The following is a 14040-nucleotide window of genomic DNA, read 5'->3' as shown; positions in this document are numbered from 1 at the left end:
TCGGATCAGAACTTGACCTGCAGCGAGGCGGTCACCGTCTGCGGCGGGCCGTAGTAGCCGACGACCGAGTTGTTGAAGAGCGCGCCCGGGAAGTTGTAGGCGCCGACGCGATATTCCTCGTCGGTCAGGTTCTTGCCGTACAGGCCGACGGTGTAGCGGTCGGTCGGATCGATCCAGACGATCGACAGGTCGACCAGGGCATAGGCCTCCTGGTCGAGGGTGGGGCTCGGGAACTCAAACATGCTGTAATCGTCGCGGTACGAGACCGACGGCGTCACCGCCAGCTCGCCGCCGCCCACGTCGCCGAACCAGGTCAGACCGAGGTAGCCGGTCCATTTCGGCGCGTTCTGCAGCACCACCTGGTCGGCGATATCTTCATAGACCCTGGTGGTCAGGTTGTAGCGCAGGAACTCGTCGAACTGGGCGTCCAGATATCCGACCGCGAAGTTGGCGTGCAGGTTGTCGAGGATGCGCAGCCGGCCCTCGAATTCGGCGCCGGTTATGGTCGAGGATCCGACGTTGTCGACGAAGCTGGCCACTCCGGTCACCGCGGGCACCTGGGTGGTGACCTGCTGGTCGTTGTACTCGTTACGGAACACCGCCGCCGCGAACGACAGCCGGTCCAGCGAGCCCTTCAGGCCGATCTCGTAGGAGTCGACGGTTTCGGGCTCGTAGCCGTTGACCGTGTCCGGAGTGAAGATGGCGTCGCCGCGCATGTCGAACCCGCCCGACTTGAAACCGCGGGAGTAGGACGCATAGGTCGTTACGTCGTCGGTCAGATCGTAGGACAGGGCGATGCGCGGCGTGAACTGATCGTAGTCGTTCGACGCCGTGTAGTCCGTGCGGATCAACGTCGGCGCGCGCGGCGTGCCGCCCAGCAGCGGACTGCGGGTGGCCGTCGCATAGTTGGCGCGGAACACGGTGGCGGTCTTGTTGTCCAGGGTGTAGCGGGCGCCCAGACCGAGGTGCAGGCGATCGGTCAGGTCCAGGTTGACGTCGGCGAACCCGGCCCAGCTTTCGGTCTCCACCGAACCGGCGGTGCCGATCACGAGGTTCAGGTTGCCGGCGATGGTGTCGAACGCACCCTCGGCGTGGCCGTCGAGGTAGAAGAAGCCGACGACGCCCTGGATCCGGTCATAGTCGAACAGGAGCTGGAACTCCTGGGTGAACTGGTCGTCCGCATAATAGGCCGGGATGTCCAGCGTCGGCGCCGGGGTGTTGTCGAAGTCGATCACGGTGTCCGTGTCGCCTTCCCGCCAGGCGGTGATCGACTTGAAGGTCAGGTTGTTGTTCAGACGGGCTTCCATCGTCGCCGAGGCGCCCTGGTTCATGACCGAGTTCTCGTCGCCGATGCCGGCGTAGGTGTCGTAGACACTGTCCGGCGAGCCGGCGCCCGGCCCGACGCCAGCCACTTCACGGTGTCCGTGACGAGGGTTGGAGTCGTCCTGGACCCGGTCGTAGGCGAAACGCAGCGAGACGTCGTCCCGCAGGTCCCATTCGGCGCTGAGCCGGCCGGCGAGGACATCTTTGTTGTAGTGCTCGGCGCCGGTGTTCAGGTTCTCGCCATAGCCGTCACGCTGGAAGCTGGCGACAGCGCCGCCGACCCGGAAATTATCGGCCAGCGGCAGGCTGCCGGACGCCATCAGATCGATCTGGTTGTAGCTGCCGTAGGCTCCGCGGAGCGTGAGTTCCGGGTCCAGGGCGAGGCGCGAGGTGACGTATTTGACCGCGCCCCCGACGGTGTTGCGGCCGTACAGCGAGCCTTGCGGCCCACGCAGAACCTCGATGCGCTGGACATCATAGATGTCCAGAACCGCGCCCTGCGGACGGGCCACATAGACGTCGTCGACATACAGTCCGACACCGGGCTCGAAGCCCCACAGCGGGTCCTGCTGGCCGACGCCGCGGATGAAGGAGATCAGCGTCGAGTTGGAGCCGCGCGCGACCTGAACGGTGGCGTTCGGGGTCTGCTGCTGCAGCGCGGTGATGTCGGCGGCGCCGGTCTGCTCCAGGCGTTCGGCGCCGAGCGCCGAGACCGAGATCGGCACATCCTTCAGCGCTTCGTCGCGGCGGCGGGCCGTGACGATGACCTCGCCGACGTTGGCGGCGGCTTCCTCGGTCTGGGCCGGCGCGTCCTGCGCGACGGCGATGGTCGAAAGCGCGCCCCAGGCGGCGCCGGCGAGCAAGGCGGTCTTTACGTAGCGGTTCATGTGAAGCCCCATTCTAATGTTTCCAGCCGGAGACGCTTTTATTCAGCGTTCAATGATTTTCCGGGACCGTAACCGTTTTGGCCCTGCTGTCAAACGGTGGCGCTTGTCCGTCGGCAAGGTTCTCGGGACTGTGGCGCCGTTGCCAGCACCGCCCGACCGGGCCTAGCTTCGCCGCCATGACCAAGCTCGACGCGCCCGCTCCCGTCTCCGAGCCCGCTCCCGCCCGGCGCGGCCGGCCGTCGAAGGCCAAGGCCCAGGGCGCCGGCGACACCCGCGAAGGCATCCTCGACGCCGCAGAGGACCTGTTTTCGAAACACGGCTTCTACGGCGTGACCATCCGCGAGGTGGCCCGCGAGGCCGGCGTCGACACCGCCCTGGTGCACTACTACTTCGGGGCCAAGCGAGGCCTGTTCGACGCGGTCTTCCTGCGCCGCGCCGAGGTGTGGAACAGCGAACGCGTCGACGCCGTCAACCGCTACGCCAAGGATCCCGGGCCGGACGGCATGACGCTGGAGGGGCTGTTCGAGGCCTTCCTGCGCCCGCCGTTCCAATGGTCGCTGAAAGGCGGCCCCGGCTGGAAACACTACGCGGCCCTGGTGGCCCAGACCAACGCCAACCCGACCTTCGGCGGCGAAACCATGGCCCGCTATTTCGACCCGGCCATCCGCCGCCTGATCGAACTGGTCCAGCAGATCATGCCCGAGGCGCGCGAGGTCGATCTGTACTGGGCCTGGCACAACATGTCCGGGGCCCTGACCCTGACCCTGGGCGAGACCGGACGGCTCGACCGCCTGTCGGGCGGCCTGTGCCGATCGGGCGATCTGGAAAGCGCCTGCGACTACATGATCCGCTTCGCCGCCGCCGGTTTCCGGGCGGTATGCGCGCCCGAGCCCCGCGCCGGCTGATGGGCGCCTCGATCGTACCCGACGGCGACGGGCGACGACTGCGGCTCGACATCCGCCTCGACCGGGGCGTCGCCATTTCCGTCGGCGCGGGCGTCGTCCTGGCCCTGACCGGCGCCTTCGGCACGGACGCCGTCCCCCTGTGGCTTCGCCTGGCCTACTGGGTGCCCCTGATCCTTGCCGGCGCGGTCTGGGGTCACCTGAGTTCCCGCCTTGTCGAGCGGGTCATCGACCCCGACGAGCGGCCGTGGTTGACGGTGCTGCTGGTATCCGCCGCCACGGCCGGGCCGGTGACGGGCCTGGTCTGGCTGGTCACCGGTCTGGTCTTCGGCGGTGCGATCTATCCGCTCAGCTGGCTCGCCTACTTCATCGGGCCGGTTCTGATCATCACCCTGACCCTGAGCGCCTTGAGCGTCTTCCTCGACCGGCCGCCACCGGTTCAGACCCACGCCGGGGCAGGCGGGACCGCCCCGGCCCGATTCCTCGAGCGCCTGCCGCCACGGCTGCGCGGCGCGACCCTCTTCGCCGTCCAGGCCGAGGACCACTATCTGCGCCTCCACACCGACCGCGGCTCGGACCTGATCCTGATGCGGCTGTCCGACGCCGTGGCCGAACTGGAGGGTCTCGAGGGCGCCCGCACCCACCGCAGCTGGTGGGTGGCCCGCGACGCGGTGCGCGACGTCTCGCGCGGCGACGGCCGGGCCGTTCTGACCCTCGAAGGCGGCGTGACCGCCCCGGTCAGCCGCCGCTACGCCCGGTCCCTGCGCGAGGCCGGCTGGTACTGACTACCCCGCCGCCCAGACGCCGTGGAAGCTGACCGGCAGGGCCGTGTCGGCGCGCCAGCTGACCACCGGCCCGTCCTCGATCCGGGCGGCGTCGAGCACATGCAGCTCGCTCGCCCGGGCGGCGAGGTTGAGCGTCGGCCCGACCAACCAGCCGTCGTCCTCGGTCGTGCCGCCGGGCCGGGGCACAAAGACCATCTCGTCCATCACCTGGTCGCTCCCGAAGTCGAACGTCCGCGTCCGCCCCTCGCGCCAGTCGGTCATCCCGAGCCCGCTGGCGAACGGCCGCCCGGGAGTCTCCTCCGCCGTGTGCAGGGTGAAGCGGCGCGGCAGGCCGGCGCGGCGCGGATCACCGCGCGGAAACTCCGCCACCATTCCGGTGCGCTGCAGGTCCGCCGATCCGTCCGCCCGCAGGTGCGCCAGGGCCAGCCGGGCCGGTTCGCCGCTCAGCGGCACGCCGTTCAGGACCTCGACCGCGCCGCGCGCGGCGAAGTCCATGTCCGGATGGGCGCAGACGTCGAAGCGGATGTCGTCGCCGTCCGACCAGGCGTCGCCGAGGTGGAAGAAACCGAAGGCCGGCAGGTCGAACACCCGCCGCTTCGACAGGTCGTCCTTGTCGACGACCAGCACCTGCGTGCCCTCGTCGGGGCGCCATTCGAAGCCCTCCGAGAAGGGCAGGGTCATCCGCGTCTGCACCCACGGCTGCAGCACGATGACCAGATGGCGGGCCGTGGCCGTGAAGTCGTGGACATAGCTGGCGCGCGGCAGGTCGACCATGGTCGCCGCTTCGAGCTCGCCCGCCGCCGACAGCCGCCAGACCATGGCCTGCCCCCGACCCATACCGAGGTTCCAGATTCGCCCGTCCGGTTCGCGCCGCGGGTGTGCGAGGAAGGGCACGGACTTCAGGTCCGGGCGATGGGTGACCATACCGCGGGTCTCGAGCGTCTCCGGGTCCATGGCCACGGCCGATCCGCCCTCCCACAGCGCCCACAGATCGTCGCCCGCCATCAGCACCGAGGTGTTGGCGGCGTTGACGTCGTCCGGACCGCCTATCCCGGCGCGGGGATCCCCGAGGGTGCCGAAGCCCGGCATGACCATGGCGTCCAGCCGGGACTCCTGCCGTCGTTTCGGCGTGTCGACGAAGCGGGCCGCCAACTCCGCCCGGCCGTCGGAGATGCGGAACCGCCGCACCAGGCCGTCGCCGTCGAACCAGTGCGTCGCCGACCGCCCCGGCCGCCGGAACTTGGCCGGGCCGTTGCGGTAGAGCGCCCCCTCCAGCGCCGCCGGCGCCCGGCCGTGGATCAGGCGCATGGCCGTCGGCGCCACATCGGCCTCGACGTCGGCGGTCGCCAGCCCCCAGTCCGTGGCGATCCGGATCGCCGTCATGGCGCGGACGGCCTCGGGGGTGACGACGGCGGCCGACAGGGCCGCGGCCCCGGTCAGGAAGTGGCGGCGGGAAGCGATCATCTCGTCCTCCCTCAACGCAGATGTATGGTCTGGGCGGTCGGACCCGAGACGGTGAAGCGGGCCCGGTCCCAGCTGGCCGGACCCATGTTGCCGACGGCGTTGTTCGAGAAGGCGTAGGGCTCGACCGGAATGCCGAACGGATTGAAATTCATCTCGCCGTCGCCGTTGACGTCGTGGAAGGCCTTGGCCGCGTAGTCGCCCGCGGGCAGGCCCTCGAAGACGGCGGTCCGCTGTCCCGCCGCCACATCCAGCCTCTGGCGGCCGACCGGCCGGTCTCCGGCGTAGCCCGCCTCGGAATCAAACAGGGCGACCATCACCGCGCCGCGGTCCGCGCCGGTCTCGAAGGTCAGGGTCACGGTGCTTGCCGGAGCGGTCTGGGCCAGGGCGGCGCCGGCCGGCAGCATCAGTCCGGCGGCGGCGAGGGCGATCAGTGACAGGCGCATCATCAACGTCTCTCAAGCGGGTGAGGCCCGACCACCGGACCTCCGGGACCTCGACCGTGAGCGGGTCCCGCGACGGCCGCCACGCCCGATGCGGCGGGCGACGCCTCGCCTTCGTGAACGGCGGGGGGCTGTTCGTTGGCGAAGCGCGAACGGACGCCTAGCTGCGCCGGATGCGCCTTCGCAGCAGCCGGTCGGACAGGGCCTCGGCGTGTTTCAGCGTGAAGGCCAGGGCGGCCGGGCTGCCTCGCTTGGGTCCGACCGTGTCGGCCACCACGGCGCCCCGCTCGCCCAGATCGGCCGGGGCGCCGGTCGTCGTGTCGATCGCGGTCTGGTGCTCGACCTCGGCGTTCAGCTCGGCCCCCATCAGGATGATCTGCACGCTCAGCCAGGTCCACAGCAGGAAACCCATCATGGCCGCCAGCGGCCCGTAGGACGCCGTCCGCACGAAGGTCTGCAGATACCAGCTGAACACCAGCGACAGGGTCAGACTCAGCAGGGCCGCGAAAATCGCGCCTGGCGTCAACCAGCGCCAGCGCGCCCGCGCCCGGCACGGCCCAAAAGCGTAGATCACGGTCAGGGCGGCGACATAGACGGCGCCGAGGATCGGCCAGCGCAACGGCGCCAGATGCGACCACTCGGCGGCCAGGCCGAACACCCCCAGCGCCAGGGGCGCCCCGACGATCAGCAGCGCCGTCACCAGAATGCTGACCAGGCCGGTGACCGTGAAGGCCATGCAGATCAGGTTGTATTTGACGATATTGCGCCGCTCGACCTCGTGATAGGCGATGTTGAGCCCGTAGAAGAGCACCTTGATCGCTCCGTTCGCCGTCCACAGCGACAGGGCCAAGGTCCAGACGAGGGTGAAGGTCAGGGTGGTCTTGGCGTTCTCGGCCAGCCGCTGCATCTCCCCGCCGAGAAACTCCGCCACCCCTGACGGCAGCACCGAATAGAGGAACTGCAACCGTCCCCAGGCGTCCGCCGGATCGGCGAACAGTCCGTACAGGGTCACGAAGGCGGCCAGGGTCGGGAACAGCGACAGCACGACGAAGAAGGTCACGCCTCCGGCCACGAAGCCGACCCGGTCGCCGAAATAGGACGCGCCGACGCGCCAGAAGATGTCGACCCAGCCCTTGTGCGGTATCTGCTCGGGGCGCTGCGCCAGCCGCCCGCGCCCCGGCTCCTTCGCCTCGAAATCCTCGGGCGTCGGGACCCGCGGGGGCGCAGGCGCCGGGCGCGGCGGCCTGAGCTCGACCCCGTATTTGTGCCCGTGCCGGTAAAGCAGGTGCGCCGCCCCGGCTCCGGCGGCCAGCCCGCCGACCACCGACCCGACCAGACCCCACAGCCCGAGGCCGCCCCTTGCTCCAGACCGCTTCTGCATTCTCGCCGTAACGGCTCCGCTCGGACGGCGTTCCGGCGCCGTCGTGCTTGATATCCGCGCAAACCCGCGCCAAGGCCAGAGCATGACCGACGCCGCTCCCACCCTGCTCACCGCCTGGAAGGCCGCCACGGCCCGGCTCAAGGCCGGCCGCATCGACAGCCCCTCGATCGACGCCCGCCTGCTGCTCGAGGTCGCCGCCGGCTGTTCGCGCACCGACATCCTGACCGATCCCTACCGCGCCGTGACGCCGGCCCAGCAGACCGGGCTGGACGCCCTTCTCGAACGCCGACTGCGCCGCGAGCCGGTGTCGCGCATCCTCGGCAAGAAGGGCTTCTGGAAGATCATGCTGAACGTCACCCCCGACGTACTCAGCCCGCGCCCGGACACCGAGGCCCTCCTCGACGTCGTCCTGCTGGCGTATCCTCCGAACAAGGCGTTCGAGATGATCGACCTCGGCACCGGCTCCGGCGCCATCCTGCTGGCGGTCCTGGCCGAGCGTGTCGGCGCCCGCGGCGTCGGCACCGACATCTCGTTCGAGGCCCTCGCCGTGGCCCGGGAGAACGCCACCAACCTGGAGCTCGACAACCGGGCGACCTTCCTGCGCACCGAATGGGCCGCCGGCTTCGGCGATCACAGCTTCGACGTCGTCGTCTCCAACCCGCCCTATATTCCGTCGGGCGACATCCCCGGCCTCGACCCGGAGGTGCGCGACCACGACCCGCATCTGGCCCTCGACGGCGGCCCCGACGGCCTGCAGGCCTATCGCGACCTGGCCCCGGAGATCATGCGCATCCTCAGGCCCGGCGGCCTGTTCGCCGTCGAGATCGGCTGGGACCAGGGCCCGCAGGTCAAGGCGCTGTTCGAGGCGGCGGGCTTCACCGACGTCATCGTGGTCAAGGACTTGTCGGAACGGGACCGCGTCGTCACCAACGGCCCGAACCCCAGGACCAACCCCGTACCGAAGATGTAGCGCTCCGCCCCTCCGGGGAAGGGACCGCCCGAAGGGGGTGGATTGCGGCCCCAACAAAACCGCTTGGAAACCGCACACGCACACGCTAAGTCTTCGATGTCTCCCACCCAAACGCACGCCGATGGACCGCTTCAGGCCCATCCCGCGCGCCCAGGGCATCTGACGGTCAGGTCACTCGGCCCGGCGGACCAGGGGGCGGCAACGGATTTCCGATCACATCGTCAGCGGGGATTGGCCCCGGAACGAAGCGGAACGACCAGACGGACAGCGCCGGAGGCCTTCGCCCCGGACCGTCCCTCATGCAAAGCACGGTAGCGTCCGATGAGAGATTTCAAGGGCATGAAGCGTCAGCGCGGACGCAACAGGAAGCCCGGCGGCGGCGGCGGCAACGCCAATGCGACCAATCCGAACCGTTCCTGGGACTCCCAGGGCCCGGAGAACATCAAGGTCCGCGGCAACGCCCAGACGGTCTATGAGCGCTATATGCAGCTGGCGCGGGACGCCTCGGCCGCCGGCGACCGCGTCCTGGCCGAGAACTACACCCAGCACGCCGAACACTATTTCCGCGTCCTGCGCGCCCTGCAGCCCTCGCGCCCGGTGTCCGAGATCGCCCAGCGCGAACTGGCCGGCCAGGGCTTCGACATCGATTTCGAGGACGAGACCGGGGCCCAGGCCGCCGCCATCATGGCCGCCGAGAAGGCCGAGGCCGACCGTCTCGCCCAGCAGGAACAGCGCCAGCGCGACAACGAGGATCGCCAGAACGACCGCCAGAACGACCGCCAAAACGATCGTCAGGGCGGCGACCAGCCCCGTCGCGAATGGCGCGACCGCGACGACCAGCCGCGCGAACCCCGCGCCGACGGCGACAACGACGGCGGCCGCCGCGAGACGCGCCGCGAACGCTGGGAACGCCGCCAGCAGGAGCGCAACCAGCGCTTCCAGAACGAACGCGCCGAGGCCGGCGAGGGCGGCGACGCTCCCGCCGCCGCCGAACAGGCTGCGCCCGCGACCGAAGTCGTCGCCGACGCTGCGCCGGAACGCGCTGAAAAGCCCCGCCGGGAGCGCCGCCCGCGAGCGGAGAAGGTCCCCGCCGCCGGCGACGACGCCCCGACCGCCCTGCCCGGCTTCCTGACCCGCTCGGCCGCGCCCGCCGCCGAGGCTGCGTCTGGAGACAGCGACGCCGAGACCCCCGCGCCGAAGCGCCGCGCCCCGCGCCGCAAGGTCGAGACGCCGGCCGCGGAAGGCTGACCCTCGATCCCACGCTCAACGGGCGAGGCTGCTTGACGCGCGGCGTCGGCGCCGGTCCAAGCCAGGCTACTGTCGTTGATGGACGCGCGCCCCGCCTTCCGCGGGACGGCGGGTCCGCGAGCCACGGGAGCACCGTATGACCCGCCTGACCCGGCCGTCGGTCCTGATCGCCATGGCCGCTCTTTCCATCGCCGCCTGCGCGGCCGTTCCGCCCCCGCCGCCGATCCCGGACGGGCCGGGCTCCCGCCCTGTGCTGCGCGACTGGCGCGGCATCGTCACCGCTTCGGACCGGAACCGATACAGCCGACTCGACGCCGCCTGGGACCTGGCCCTGCAGCAGGCCCGGCGCCAGCGCGGCTCGGGCGACCTGGCCTCGACCGGCGAGCTGATCGATCCCGACGCCGCCCGCCCCGGGGTCGCGCCGCCCCCCGGGGACTACCGGTGCCGCACCGTCAAGCTCGGTTCGCAAGGCGGCGAGGACGGCCTCGGCTACGTCGTCTACGGCTGGTTCGGCTGCCGGATCGAACAGACGCCGGGCGGCCTGAAATTCGTCAAGACGACGGGCAGCCAGCGTCCGGCCGGCCTGCTCTTTCCCGAGGACGAGCGCCGCATGGTCCTGCTCGGCTCCATGGCCCTCGCCGACGAACCGCCCGCCAATTCCTACGGCCAGCGGCCCGAGCGCGACCTGATCGCGGCGCTGGAGCGGATCGGCGAGGCCCGCTGGCGCCTGGTCATTCCGTGGCCGCAGTATGAATCGAACCTCGACCTGATCGAACTGGTGCCGGCCTGATCTTTTCCAGGGGGCCTGAACCGTCCCGCTTCCCATCCGTTCGGACAGTCCATTCGACTGGAGATTCCCGGATGCGGACGCTCGCCGCCGTCGCCTCGCTCGCCGCCCTGCTCGCCGCCTGCGGCGACGCCGCGCCGCCGCAAGCGCCCGCAGCGTCCGATAGGATCGAAACGCCCGTGACCGGCCCGGCGTCTCCGCCGTCCCCCGAAGGCGAGCAGGGCGGGACCGCCGACTGGCACGAGGTCGCCTCCAGCGCCGACGCCTCGCGGCTCGGCCGTCTCGACCAGGCCTGGCGGATGGCCCGGGCCGAAGCCGAGGAGAAGGGCTTCGCCGACCAGGTCGAGGCGCTCGGACCGCTGGTGGATCCGAACGCGGCCCAGGCCGGCCGACTCCAGCCCCCGCCCGGGACCTACCGCTGCCGCACGATCAAGCTGGGCTCGAATTCGCCGGGCGGCCTCGGCTATCTCGAATACCCCTTCTTCCGCTGCACCATCGAGCTGACCCCGGGCGGCGACCTGATCCTGACCAAGACCACCGGCTCGCAGCGCACCCGCGGCCTGCTCTACCCCGATACCGACCGCCGTCTCGTCTTCGTCGGGGCCCAGGCCTGGGGCATGGATGAGACCGGCTACCCGGCCTACGGCGACCAGCCGGTTCGGGACCAGGTCGGGGTCTTCGAACGCATCGGGGCCGAGCGCTGGCGGCTGGTGGTTCCCTGGCCGAAGGTCGACTCCAAGCTCGAGATTCTCGAACTGGTCCGGTGAGCTTGACCCCCGCGTCCCGGGCCGCGAGTCTGGGCCGGCGGGACCACTCCCGCGTCTTCAGGGGGTCGCCATGCGCGGAGCCAGTTTCACCATCGGCGTCGTGATCGCCGTCGTCGTCGTCGCCGCGCTCATGCTGATCGGCCTGCCGACCTACAACGTCTATTCCAAGACCATGGCCGGCAAGGCCGCCTACGAACAGGCCGTGCAGGACCGCCGCATCCGCGTGCTCGAAGCCCAGGCGGCGCTCGACTCCGCCCAGCTCACCGCCCAGGCCGAAATCGCCCGCGCCCGCGGCACCAACGAAGCCAACCGCATCATGGCCGAGAGCCTTGGCGGAGCGGAAAATTATCTGCGCTGGGCCTATATCAACATGCTGGAGGAGACCGCCGGCAAACAGGGCCGCGAGGTCATCTACATCCCCACCGAGGCCGGCATGCCGATCCTCGAGGCCGGCCGCCGGTCCGGCCAGTAGAGCGGCAAGCCTATCCTGCCGTGCAGGCGATCGCCTGGCGGTACAGCACGGTCGCCGGGTCCAGCCGGCGGGCCTCGGCCAGGGCGATTTCCGCCTCGGCGCAGCGTCCGGCGCCGGCGAGGGCGGCGGCGAGACTGTGCCGGATCGGCGCGATGTCCGGCGCCCCCTGCACCGCCTTTTCGCAATAGGGCAGGCCCTCGGCGGGCCGTCCGGCCCGCACCAGAATGTAGCAGTGATTGTTCAGATAGCCGGCGTTGGCAGGTTCCGCCTTCACCGCCACCCGGCTGGCCTCCAGCGCGCCGCCGAGATCGCCCAGCTGCTCCAGCACCAGCGCCAGGGCGGCGTGACCCTCGACATCCTTGACCGGCAGGGCGCGGAAGTCGGCGAATGCCTCGTCGAACACGGGGTCGCGGCCCTTCTTGAGGATCGGCAGGATCAGGCTCAGCAGGTATCGCCGCTCGTCGTCGTAGGCGGCATCGGCTGCCGGCCGCGCTTCGCGGGGAGGCGACCTGTGCGAAGCGGCCATGATCAGCCATGCGGCTCGCGCAGCGGCGGCCGCCTCCTTGTCGCGGCCTACCTGCTGATAGGTGTCGGCCCGGAACGCGTATTGTATCTCCGACGCCAGCGGTGCGAGGTCGCCAAGCTGATCGTAGACTCGTTCAGCTGTCCCGTAATCCCGGTTGAGATAGGCCTCGGTGGCCTGATTCAGCCGGGCCAGCCGCTGCTGCGGCGACCCCTCCGGCAGGGCCTCGACGCAGGCGGCCCAGTCCGGCGCCACCCCGGGCGCCGGCTCGCAGACGGCGGGAATTTCCTGCGGCGCGGCGGTCAGAAACAGGCCAAGGGCAAGCGCGAGCATCGGATCAGACCCGGGTCAGACGCAGGTCGTGGAAGTCGTAGCTGAAGTCCGCGTCGGGCGAGACCGCCTTCATCGTCGCCGTCACCGGCCGGCCGTTCTCGATCTTGAAGGTGACGAACACATCCTCCTCCCGCTTATCGGGGAAACGGGTGCGCAGCATGTCGCCGTCATAGGCTTCCAGCGGCCCCTGCAGCGAGGGCGTGCGGCTGAACGCCAGCCACAGGCCGCGCCCCCGCCGCTCGATGGTGATGTCGCCATACCAGGGATCGCGCCACGTCCCGGCATAGGCCGCCAGCGGCAGCGATGGTGGCGCGCCCGCCGTCTGTTTGGCGTCGATTTCGGCGGCCGCCTTGATCGACCTCGCATCGCTCGCGTCGCGCAAACGGATGCTGTCGGCGATCCAGTCGAAGCCGGTCTTGCCCATGACGATGTCGGCGATGCCGCTGCGCAGCGCCCGGGTCAGATAGCCTTCCTCGGCGTTGGTGAAATAGCTGAAGCCGGCGTCGCGCCCCGGGATCAGCACCGTGCCCGAGATGTATCCCGGCGCCCCGCCGCCGTGGGTGATGAAGCGTTCCCCGCGGTAGTCCATCACCTGCCAGCCCATGGCGTAGGTCGAGGCGATGGCCCGGCCCGGCAGGTCCGGGGTCGGTCCGGCCGAGTTGGAGACGATGATGTTCGGCTTCCACATCTCATTGCCGCGCGCCTCGGAATAGAGCCGCGAGCCGTCGGGCAGTTCGCCCCGCTTCAGCTGGACCGCGATCCACTTGGCCCAGTCGACCGGATTGGTGACGAAGCCGCCCGCGGCCCCGGCGGACGACCAGTTCCACACCTCCTGGATCGACTGGCCGATGGTCTGCATGCCGCCCTGATAGCGCAGCGGCGGCCCGAGCCGGCCGTGCGGCAAGGCCGAGGTCGCCGGATCGGCGGCGGTCATCAGCGGCAGGGTCTCCGTCATGCCCAGCCGGTCGAGGATACGGGTCTGGACGAAGGTCTCCCACGGCAGGCCCGAGGCCGCCGCGATCACCTCCCCGGCGACCACGAACATCAGGTTGCAGTAGTGATAATTGGCGCGGAACTGATCCTCGATCGGCACACGCGGCACGGCCGCCATGATCTCCGCCCGGGTGCGGTCGCTGTTGGGCCAGAACAGCAGGTCCCCGGCCCCGAGGCCGAAGCCGATGCGGTGGCTGATCAGGTCGCGCACCGTGACCATGTCGTTCAGCTCGGGCTTCGACAGCGAGAAGTCCGGCAGCCAGATTCGCACCGGCTCGTCCCACTTCACCTTGCCCTCGTCGACGAGGATCGCCAGGGCCGCCGCCGTCACCGCCTTGGTGTTGGAGGCGACGGCGAAATGGGTGTGCTCGTCGATCGCCGCTCCGCCGATGGCGCGTGCGCCATAGCCGCGCGTCAGCACCGCCTCGCCGTCCTTGACCACCGCCACCGAGACCGCCGGCTGCTCCGGGAAGGCCGCCATGGCCTTGACGACATAGGCGTCGACCGCCTCCGCCAGCGCCCCGCCGGCCGGCGCCGGGCCGGTCTGCGCCCATGACAGCGAGGGCAGGGCCACGCCGGCGGCGTACGAAACCAGCGCAGCGCGGCGGGTGAGACGGATGGACATGCAACGCTCCCGACAGACTTTGGCCGGAACGCTAGCCTGCCGCTCGGGCGTCGTCATCCCCGCCCGCCCCCGAGGTCGCTCCCGGGCGGTTTCCGGATCGATCCCGTCGGCTCTGCGTCGACCGGGCGGCGGAAAGGTGT

13 protein-coding genes are annotated in these 14040 nt (G+C 70.3%); 7 read left to right on the top strand and 6 right to left on the bottom strand.

The features are described 5' to 3' along the window. Positions 1 to 5 precede the first annotated feature (5 nt). On the bottom strand, positions 6 to 2210 hold the full coding sequence (locus tag HNQ67_RS06600) for a TonB-dependent receptor (RefSeq protein WP_183253584.1): 2205 nt from the start codon (positions 2208 to 2210) through the stop codon (positions 6 to 8). 176 nt (positions 2211 to 2386) lie between these two features. Between HNQ67_RS06600 and HNQ67_RS06595 the strand changes: the two genes are divergently transcribed. Together HNQ67_RS06595 and HNQ67_RS06590 are read left to right on the top strand one after the other, a co-directional pair. Next, entirely contained in the window at positions 2387 to 3115 is a 729-nt protein-coding gene (locus HNQ67_RS06595; RefSeq protein ID WP_183253583.1) for a TetR/AcrR family transcriptional regulator, read from the top strand. Then, positions 3088 to 3897: a LytTR family DNA-binding domain-containing protein gene (locus HNQ67_RS06590; RefSeq protein WP_246347473.1), complete on the top strand. Its 810-nt coding sequence runs from the start codon at positions 3088 to 3090 to the stop codon at positions 3895 to 3897. The genes HNQ67_RS06595 and HNQ67_RS06590 overlap by 28 nt, the downstream gene beginning before the upstream one ends. Here the strand turns inward: HNQ67_RS06590 and HNQ67_RS06585 are convergent, their stop codons facing one another. The 3 genes from HNQ67_RS06585 to HNQ67_RS06575 all read right to left on the bottom strand — a co-directional run bounded on the left by HNQ67_RS06585 (position 3898) and on the right by HNQ67_RS06575 (position 7182). Then, entirely contained in the window at positions 3898 to 5361 is a 1464-nt protein-coding gene (locus tag HNQ67_RS06585) for a carotenoid oxygenase family protein (RefSeq protein ID WP_183253582.1), read from the bottom strand. It abuts the gene before it with no gap. A gap of 11 nt (positions 5362 to 5372) precedes the next feature. Continuing rightward, a complete protein-coding gene (locus HNQ67_RS06580) occupies positions 5373 to 5807 on the bottom strand; it encodes a DUF2141 domain-containing protein (RefSeq protein WP_183253581.1) in 435 nt (144 codons plus the stop codon). Positions 5808 to 5961: 154 nt separating this feature from the next. After that, positions 5962 to 7182, bottom strand: coding sequence for a YihY/virulence factor BrkB family protein (locus HNQ67_RS06575; RefSeq protein WP_183253580.1), 1221 nt, complete (start codon positions 7180 to 7182; stop codon positions 5962 to 5964). Positions 7183 to 7264: 82 nt separating this feature from the next. Here HNQ67_RS06575 and prmC point away from each other — a divergent pair, with 82 nt between their 5' ends. From prmC to HNQ67_RS06550, 5 genes are all read left to right on the top strand, one after another. Further along, positions 7265 to 8152: a peptide chain release factor N(5)-glutamine methyltransferase gene (gene prmC / locus HNQ67_RS06570; RefSeq protein ID WP_183253578.1), complete on the top strand. Its 888-nt coding sequence runs from the start codon at positions 7265 to 7267 to the stop codon at positions 8150 to 8152. 339 nt (positions 8153 to 8491) lie between these two features. Continuing rightward, a complete protein-coding gene (locus tag HNQ67_RS06565; RefSeq protein ID WP_246347472.1) occupies positions 8492 to 9400 on the top strand; it encodes a DUF4167 domain-containing protein in 909 nt (302 codons plus the stop codon). Between the two features lie 136 nt (positions 9401 to 9536). After that, positions 9537 to 10190 (top strand): DUF4893 domain-containing protein, encoded by a 654-nt coding sequence (locus HNQ67_RS06560; RefSeq protein WP_183253576.1) that lies wholly within the window; start codon positions 9537 to 9539, stop codon positions 10188 to 10190. A gap of 71 nt (positions 10191 to 10261) precedes the next feature. Next, positions 10262 to 10954 carry a DUF4893 domain-containing protein gene (locus tag HNQ67_RS06555; RefSeq protein ID WP_183253574.1) on the top strand — a complete coding sequence of 231 codons (693 nt, stop codon included), beginning with the start codon at positions 10262 to 10264 and terminating at the stop codon, positions 10952 to 10954. Between the two features lie 70 nt (positions 10955 to 11024). Beyond that, positions 11025 to 11426, top strand: a complete 402-nt coding sequence (locus HNQ67_RS06550; protein ID WP_183253573.1) for an SPFH domain-containing protein — start codon at positions 11025 to 11027, stop codon at positions 11424 to 11426. A gap of 10 nt (positions 11427 to 11436) precedes the next feature. On the opposite strand, the gene HNQ67_RS06545 is transcribed toward HNQ67_RS06550, so the two are convergent. After that, positions 11437 to 12282, bottom strand: a complete 846-nt coding sequence (locus HNQ67_RS06545) for a tetratricopeptide repeat protein (RefSeq protein ID WP_183253572.1) — start codon at positions 12280 to 12282, stop codon at positions 11437 to 11439. Between the two features lie 4 nt (positions 12283 to 12286). Then, a complete protein-coding gene (locus HNQ67_RS06540) occupies positions 12287 to 13900 on the bottom strand; it encodes a serine hydrolase (protein WP_183253571.1) in 1614 nt (537 codons plus the stop codon). Positions 13901 to 14040 lie beyond the last annotated feature (140 nt).

It is taken from the genome of Brevundimonas basaltis (assembly GCF_014202075.1).
Classification (GTDB): Bacteria; Pseudomonadota; Alphaproteobacteria; order Caulobacterales; family Caulobacteraceae; genus Brevundimonas; species Brevundimonas basaltis.
The sequence above is the reverse complement of the archived record's forward strand: the minus strand, read 5'-3'. Positions and strand labels throughout refer to the sequence as shown.

Coding starts and splice junctions, on each gene's coding strand:
- HNQ67_RS06580 (WP_183253581.1), bottom strand. CDS start 5,807: ATGATGCGCCTGTCACTGATCGCCCTCGCCGCCGCCGGACTGATGCTG.
- HNQ67_RS06600 (WP_183253584.1), bottom strand. CDS start 2,210: ATGAACCGCTACGTAAAGACCGCCTTGCTCGCCGGCGCCGCCTGGGGC.
- HNQ67_RS06585 (WP_183253582.1), bottom strand. CDS start 5,361: ATGATCGCTTCCCGCCGCCACTTCCTGACCGGGGCCGCGGCCCTGTCG.
- HNQ67_RS06575 (WP_183253580.1), bottom strand. CDS start 7,182: ATGCAGAAGCGGTCTGGAGCAAGGGGCGGCCTCGGGCTGTGGGGTCTG.
- prmC (WP_183253578.1), top strand. CDS start 7,265: ATGACCGACGCCGCTCCCACCCTGCTCACCGCCTGGAAGGCCGCCACG.
- HNQ67_RS06595 (WP_183253583.1), top strand. CDS start 2,387: ATGACCAAGCTCGACGCGCCCGCTCCCGTCTCCGAGCCCGCTCCCGCC.
- HNQ67_RS06565 (WP_246347472.1), top strand. CDS start 8,492: ATGAAGCGTCAGCGCGGACGCAACAGGAAGCCCGGCGGCGGCGGCGGC.
- HNQ67_RS06590 (WP_246347473.1), top strand. CDS start 3,088: ATGCGCGCCCGAGCCCCGCGCCGGCTGATGGGCGCCTCGATCGTACCC.
- HNQ67_RS06555 (WP_183253574.1), top strand. CDS start 10,262: ATGCGGACGCTCGCCGCCGTCGCCTCGCTCGCCGCCCTGCTCGCCGCC.
- HNQ67_RS06550 (WP_183253573.1), top strand. CDS start 11,025: ATGCGCGGAGCCAGTTTCACCATCGGCGTCGTGATCGCCGTCGTCGTC.
- HNQ67_RS06560 (WP_183253576.1), top strand. CDS start 9,537: ATGACCCGCCTGACCCGGCCGTCGGTCCTGATCGCCATGGCCGCTCTT.
- HNQ67_RS06540 (WP_183253571.1), bottom strand. CDS start 13,900: ATGTCCATCCGTCTCACCCGCCGCGCTGCGCTGGTTTCGTACGCCGCC.
- HNQ67_RS06545 (WP_183253572.1), bottom strand. CDS start 12,282: ATGCTCGCGCTTGCCCTTGGCCTGTTTCTGACCGCCGCGCCGCAGGAA.